6 protein-coding genes are annotated in these 7,348 nt (G+C 68.0%); all 6 read left to right on the top strand.

Annotated features, from left to right (window positions below):
- Positions 1 to 352 precede the first annotated feature (352 nt).
- Positions 353 to 1,087, top strand: a complete 735-nt coding sequence (locus tag VF468_11675; protein HEX5878958.1) for an ISL3 family transposase — start codon at positions 353 to 355, stop codon at positions 1,085 to 1,087.
- Positions 1,088 to 1,114: 27 nt separating this feature from the next.
- A complete protein-coding gene (locus tag VF468_11670) occupies positions 1,115 to 2,362 on the top strand; it encodes a tyrosine-type recombinase/integrase (protein ID HEX5878957.1) in 1,248 nt (415 codons plus the stop codon).
- The gene (locus VF468_11665; GenBank protein ID HEX5878956.1) at positions 2,359 to 4,776 is read left to right on the top strand and encodes a tyrosine-type recombinase/integrase; all 2,418 of its coding nucleotides are present in this window, start codon (positions 2,359 to 2,361) and stop codon (positions 4,774 to 4,776) included. The genes VF468_11670 and VF468_11665 overlap by 4 nt, the downstream gene beginning before the upstream one ends.
- Before the next feature lie 65 nt (positions 4,777 to 4,841).
- Positions 4,842 to 5,717 (top strand): transposase, encoded by an 876-nt coding sequence (locus VF468_11660; GenBank protein HEX5878955.1) that lies wholly within the window; start codon positions 4,842 to 4,844, stop codon positions 5,715 to 5,717.
- Positions 5,718 to 5,837: 120 nt separating this feature from the next.
- The gene (gene istA, locus VF468_11655; protein HEX5878954.1) at positions 5,838 to 7,097 is read left to right on the top strand and encodes an IS21 family transposase; all 1,260 of its coding nucleotides are present in this window, start codon (positions 5,838 to 5,840) and stop codon (positions 7,095 to 7,097) included.
- On the top strand, positions 7,097 to 7,348 hold a 252-nt coding region (locus tag VF468_11650), incomplete at its 3' end, for an ATP-binding protein (protein HEX5878953.1). The genes istA and VF468_11650, both read left to right, overlap by 1 nt.

Raw genomic sequence — 7,348 nt, 5'->3', positions numbered from 1 at the left:
GTCACACCATGCCAGGCTCGCTGCCGGCCAGCCGCACCATGCTGGACACACCCGAAGTCGGCGTCACGCCACGTCGGATGAACCTGGAACTATTCCGGTTCTGGCGCAAATTCCGTGAAGCGCATTTCGTTGTGATTGCCGGTCGATAATCTCGTGGGCGGCTCTGGGTTCGTCTCTGGGATGGGTTTCAGAATTCTTGTAATAACCAGTTTGTGACATACCTGCGCGGCGTGTCGAACGGACGCGAAAGCCCTTCTTGTGAAATGCCTGGTTCTGCCAAGAAGCCAAGCCACACAAGAAGGGCGGTTCCCGAGTGTACCGGTGGTTGACTGTTCTGCTGCCTCATTTGGCGTTGCTGGTCATCGACAGTATCTCTGCCGATCTGGACGGTGTGCTGATACGCGGGCACGCGCGTGCGGGGCGGTCGCGGTGCGGACGCTGCGGCCGGGAATCGGCTCGCGTGCACAGTCGGTACGGGCGCACCTTGGCTGATGCGGTGATCGGCGGCCGGCCTGCGGTGATCCGGTTCGCTGCGCGTCGGTTCTTCTGTGACAACCCGGAATGCGCTGCGGTGACGTTCGCCGAGCAGGTTGCCGACCTGACCTCCCGCTACGCCCGGCGGACCGGGCTGCTGCGCGCAGCGGTGACCTCGATCGCGCTGGCGTTGGCCGGACGGCCGGGGGCGCGGCTCGCGGCCGCCCTTGGCATGAGCATCTCGCGCAGCAGCATGCTGCGGGTGATCCGCGCTCTGCCCGACCCGCCGGTCACGGTTGTGACGGTGCTCGGTGTCGACGATTTCGCGTTCCGGCGGCGGCATGACTACGGCACGATCCTGGTCGACATGACCGACGGGCGGCCGGTCGATCTGCTCGCTGACCGCGAGGCCGGCACGTTCGCCGCGTGGCTCAGGGCGCATCCCGGCACCGAGGTGATCTGCCGGGATCGGGCCGGTGCCTACACTCTCGGCGGCCGGGACGGCGCACCCGACGCGATCCAGGTCGCCGACCGATGGCACCTGTTGTCTGTTGACCGGACTACTCGGCGACACGCCGAGGGTCTGCTGGGTGCTGGTGGCTGGGTTCGGTAGATGTCAGGCAACACGGTGGGAGGTTGCGTGGCGCTACTCGATACGCGGGTCCGGGACGTCGGCTCGATCCAGTTGCCGCGGTGGGGCCGCGTCGTACCGGCTGATGACGTCGTGCCGTGGCAGGTGGTGGATCCGCACGGCGTAACAGTCGAGCCGATCCAGCGGTTCCTGCGGGACTTCGTGGCCCGCGGCAACCGGGCCGGCAGCGTCCGCAGTTACGCCTATGGCCTGTTGCGCTGGTGGCGGTGGTTGGTGGCCGTCGGCATGGACTGGGATAAGGCGACCTCGGTCGAGGTCAAAGACTTCGTGCTGTGGCTCGGACAGGCCGCCAAGCCTCGTCACTCGGCGAGGACGACGACGCTGGCCACGGCCGGCGCCGTCAACGCGAGGACCGGCAAACGTTATCTCGGCGATCGGTACGAGCCCAGGACTGTACGACACGGCAACGCCGTGCTGCGCAGCTTCTACGAGTTCTGGATCGAGCTCGGCGCCGGCCCGCTGGTCAACCCGGTGGTCTTGGACCGGAACGGTCGACGTGCGAACGCACACCACAACCCGTTGGAGCCGTTCCGGGCCGAGGCGCGCATCCGCTACAACCCGAAGGTTCCCAAGCGCAGGCCGCGGGCGTTGCCCGACGATCGCTGGAATGAGCTGTTCGCCGCGCTCAGATCGAATCGCGACCGGGCGATCCTCGCGCTGGGCATCAGCAACGCCGCCCGCGCCAGTGAGCTGCTCGGCGTGCGCGGCGTCGACCTGGACTGGGGTGAGCAGCTGGTGCGGGTTACCCGCAAGGGCAGCGGCGCCGAGCAGTGGCTGCCGGCCAGCCCAGACGCGTTCGTGTGGATACGGCTATATCTGGCCGAGCTGGACCCGCTCGAGCCGGACGAACCGTTGTGGTGGACGCTGCGTCGCCGCGATCACGGCGACGGGCTGCGACGTCAGCCGATGAACTATGAGGCTCTGCGGGCGGTGTTCCGACGCGTCAACGCGCTGCTGGGCACCAACTACTCGATGCACGACCTGCGCCATTCTGCGGCGTTGCGGATGAGCCGCGACGAGTCGCTGTCCATGCGCGACGTGCAGACGATCCTTGGTCACGCGCACCTGTCGACCACCGCCGACGTGTATCTCGTCGAGGACGAGGATCAGGTGATCCGGCGGGTCCAGCAGCACCTGATCGAACGCGAACACCGAGCCCAACACGCTCCGCCGCGGGTCGCCGTGGGCTACGACACCAACGACCTGTCCGTCCTGTTCGGAGGAGCCTTGCAATGACCACGGCAACCGTTGCACCCGAGGCCCGCCGCACCCGCAGCCCCTTCGTCGCCGACGAGCGGCTGCTACGACGACGTCGAGTGGGTCCGGTGGACCGCCTGCCGATCGGCGATGTACTCGGGTTGCTTCCTTGTCTGCCGGACTGGCCCACCGCGACGGAACACCGCGCCGTGAGGCTCAGGGGAGCCGCCACGATTCTGAACTGGCTGCTGGCCCACCCCGGTGAGGGCTGGCAGGACCGGTGGACGGTCTCCGGCGCCGATCACGACACCAGCTGGATCGACACGCTGGCCCCGGGAGATACCCGCTCGGCGGCCACCAAGCGGCAAGAGCACGTCGCCGGGCTGGCCTGCCTGTTGATGTGCCGGGTCGTCTTGCCCAGTTATGGCTTCCTGGCCGCCTACCAGGCCAAAGGCCTGCTCGATCGGGTACGGAAGGTGATGCGGCCCGAGATGTTCGCCCGTCTCGAGAACGCCGCAGCCGGACGCGGGCTGAGCGGCCGTAACCGTGGTGACGCGCTGCGCGTGATCAGCAAGATCGTGCTTCATACCGGTACCGACGTCGACGCGTTGACCGCCGAAGACGTCCTGGAGGTGTCCGCGTGGAGCGTTCACGTCCAGCCTCGGCGCAAACCGATCCCGGGACTGCACGTGGCTTGGGATCTCCTGGGCGCCATCGGAGTGACACCGGCCGACCTCACCCTGCGGTCCGCGCTGCGACCCGGCCAACGATCGACCGCTGAGTTGGTGGACGACTACGACATCCGCTGCCGCCCGATCCGTGACGTGTTCATCCGCTACCTCGATGAACGTCGCCCGGCGATGGACTACAACTCCTTGCTGGGCCTGCTCGGTGCGCTGGTGGGCACCTTCTGGGTCGACATCGAGCGACACCACCCCGGCATCGACACCCTCCACCTGCCCGACGAGGTCTCCCAGGCATGGAAGGAACGAGCGCGAGTCGTCACCGCAGCCGACGGCACGGTGCGGCCACGCAAGAACATCCACGCCCTCCTGATGCGGGTGCGCGCGTTCTACCTCGACATTCAGCAGTGGGCGCTGGAAGACCCGAGTTGGGTGCCGTGGGCGGTGCCCAGTCCGGTGCGCAAGAACGACACCCTCGGATACGTCAAGGCCCGCAGGAAAACCGTGGCCGCGATGCATCAGCGCGTGCGCGAGCGTCTGCCGCACCTGCCCGCGCTGGCCGATGCCGCCGAACGGTGCCTGGCCGAGACGACAGCACTGCTGGACGCGGCGGCCGAGGTCGAACCGGGCGAGGTGTTCGACCACGCCGGCACCCGATACCGCCGCAAGGCGCTCAACCGCGCACGCTCGGCAGCCGAGCACCCAGCGAGTCCCTCCATCACGGTGGAAAACCTGGGCACCGGCCAGAGAATCAACCTGACCCGCCGCGAGGACGAGGCGTTCTGGGCGTGGGCGATCATCGAAACACTTCGCTTGTCGGGAGTTCGCCTGGAAGAACTATTGGAGATCACCCACCTCGCGCTGGTGTCCTACCAAATGCCCGACACCGGCGAGGTCGTGCCGCTGTTACAGATCGTGCCCTCCAAAGGCAATGAAGAGCGCCTGCTGCTGGTCAGCCCCGAACTGGCCAGCGTCCTGGCCACCGTGATCACCAGACTCCGCGCTGGCAATGCCGGCGCCGTTCCGCTGGTCGCCCGTTACGACCAGCACGAACGCCTGACCGGACCGCCGCTGCCGCATCTGTTCCAGCGGGCGCACGGAGCCCGGCGCGAGGCGATGAGCCCCCGCACTGTCTATAGGCTGATCAACACGGCGCTTGCCGCGGCAGGTATGCGCGACGCGACCGGCCAGCCGCTGGCATGGCGACCCCACGATTTCCGAAGGTGCTTTGCGACCGAGGCCGTGACCGGTGGCCTTCCCGTGCACATCGCGGCCCGGCTACTCGGCCATAAGAACCTGGCCACCACGGAAACCTACACCGCGGTGTTTCAAGACGATCTGATTCGCTCTTACCGGGCGTTCCTCGACAAACGCCGAGCCACCCGGCCAGCCGAAGAATACCGCGAGCCCACCGAAGAAGAATGGCGCGAGTTCCAGCAACACTTCCAGCTACGCAAGGTGGCCATGGGAGACTGCGGCAGGCCCTACGGATCGTCTTGCCAGCATGAGCACGCGTGCTTGAGGTGTGCGATGCTGCGCGTCTCGCCGCGGCAACGTCCCCGCCTCATCGAGATCATCCGCAACCTCGGCGAGCGCATCTCCGAAGCCCGGATGAACGGCTGGCTCGGTGAAGTCCAAGGCCTCGAGGTCAGTCTCGAAGCCGCCAAACGCAAGCTCATCAGCCTCGACCGCAGCCTGGAACGCAGCCGCAACAATGGGCCGGTCCACCTCGCCGTGCCGGTAATAGGCGGCTCTACACACATCTCATAGATGGCTATATTTCATGACGGATTGTGCGTTGCGTAATCCGGAAAAGGCACAACCTGGGTCAGGCCGTGGAGAAGGCCGTGGCCGCACACCGGGAGTGCCTGCGCGAGCAGGTGCAGGATGCTCCCGACCCGACGCTCCCCGACCTGGATCCGGAACCGGCGCAGCCGCATCCAGGGCCGCTCGAGCTGCCTGAGGGTCGCCTTGCCACGCGCACCCGAGAGCGGTACGCGGCCGTGCAATCCCTTCTGCAACAACAACGGTCGATCGGCGCCATCGCCCGCGAGCTACACCTGACCCGGCGCACCGTGCGCCGCTTCGCCCGCGCGGACGGCATCGACGAACTGCTGGCCAGGACCGGTCCCCGAGGCGAACTGCTGGACCCGTTCAAGGCGCACCTGCACCGACGGCTGGCCGACGGGATCACCGACGCTACCGCGCTGACCGCGGAGATCCGCGCCGCCGGCTACCGCGGCAGCATGCGGACCGTGCGCCGTTACCTGCACCCGTTCCGCACCGCCCCGACTGCGCCGCCGCCGGCTCCCGAGCCGCCCAAGGTCCGCCGCCTGTCCGGATGGATCATGACCGACCCCGACCACCTCGACCCGGACGACAAAAAGCAACTCGACGACGCCCGCGCCCGCTGCCCCCACCTGGACGCACTTGCCGGCCACGTCACCGAGTTCGCCAAGATCCTCACCGGCCTGCATGGTGAACGCCTCGACAACTGGATCACCCGGGTCAACGCCGACGACCTACCGGCCCTGCGGTCCTTCACCACCGGCCTGAGAAACGACCACACCGCCGTCGTCAACGGACTGACCATGACTCACAACTCCGGCGGCGTCGAAGGCAACGTCAACCGCGTCAAGAACATCAAACGCCAAATGTACGGCCGCGCGAAATTCGACCTCCTGCGGAAACGTGTTCTCCTTGCAAAATAGCGTGATCACATCACGGAATTTGCGCCAGAACCTGAAAACTGACCCCCTGACGTCACCTGAAATCTGACCCCTTCCGCTGAGTCTGGCTCGGACCTGTACCCGAGCCAGGAGGACGAAGGGATGTTGCACGTGGAGGACTGGGCGGAGATCCGGCGGCTGCATTTGGCCGAGCGGATGCCGATCAAGCAGATCGCCCGACACATGGGGATCTCGAAGAACACGGTGAAGGCGATGCTGGCCGCCGAGGCCCCGCCGAGGTATCGGCGGGCGGGCGCCGGGTCGGTCGTGGACGCGGCCGAGCCGCGGATCCGGCGGCTGCTGTTCGAGACGCCGACGATGCCGGCGACGGTGATCGCGGAGCGGATCGGCTGGGGCCGGGGGATGACGGTGCTCTCGGCGCGGGTGCGGGAGCTGCGCCCGGTGTATCTGCCGCCGGATCCGTCGTCGCGGACGGTGTACGTGGCCGGGGAGATCGCGCAGAACGATTTCTGGTTCCCGGACATCGAGCTGCCGGTCGGCTACGGGCAGACGCGTACGGCGACGTTGTTGCCGGTGCTGACGATGGTCAGCGCGTATTCGCGGATGCTGTTCGCCCGGCTGCTGCCGACCCGCGGCGCGGCGGACCTGTACGCCGGCTGGTGGTGTCATCTGTCCCGGTTGGGGGCGTGCCCGCGGGTGCTGGTCTGGGACGGCGAGGGCGCGGTCGGCCAGTACAACCGGGGCCGCAACAAGCTCACCACCGAGTGTCAGGCGTTCCGCGGCACTCTGGCCACCCGGGTGCTGGTGCTGCGGCCGCGGGATCCCGAGGCGAAGGGGGTCATCGAGCGCGCTCACGATTATCTGGAGCGCTCGTTCCTGCCGGGCCGCACGTTCACCGGCCCGGACGATTTCAACGCCCAGTTGCAGGGCTGGTTGGACACGGTGAACCAGCGGTACCGGCGGGCGTTGGAGTGCGCCCCGGTCGACCGGGTCGCGGCGGACACCGCGGCGATGCTGCCGTTGCCGCCGGTGCCCCCGGCGACCGGTTGGCGCCACTCGACCCGGCTGTCCCGGGACTTCTACGTGCGCCTGGACAGCAACGACTACTCGGTGCACCCGTCGGTGATCGGCCGTCGCATCGAGGTCGTGGCGGACCTGGACCGGGTGCAGGCGTTCTGCGAGGGCCGGCTGGTCGCCGACCACCCCAGGGTGTGGGCCCGGCACCAGAGCCTGACCCTGCCCGAGCACGACACCGCGGCCAAGGCGTTGCGGCGGGAACGGATCGATCGGTCGATGCCGGTGACCGAACCCGACGTGCAGACCCGGGACCTGAACGACTACGACGATGCGTTGGGCACCGGCGAGAGCGCCGGCCCCTCGGACGCCGGGACGGTGGCCTGATGCCCGCCCCGACCACCCCGGGCCGGGACACCCTGTCCGACATCGCTTTCCTGACCCGTGCGCTCAAGGCGCCGTCGCTGCGGGACGCCGTCGACCGGCTGGCCGACCGGGCCCGCAGCGAGAACTGGACGCACGAGGAGTTCCTGGCCGCGTGCCTGCAACGCGAGGTCGCCGCGAGGGAGAACCACGGCGGTGAGGGCCGGATCCGGGCCGCCCGGTTCCCGGCCCGCAAGTCGTTGGAGGAGTTCGAC

The organism is Actinomycetota bacterium, from assembly GCA_036280995.1.
Taxonomy (GTDB): Bacteria; Actinomycetota; CALGFH01; order CALGFH01; family CALGFH01; genus CALGFH01.
Note: the sequence above shows the minus strand (reverse complement) of the source record. Positions and strands in the feature narration are given on the sequence as shown.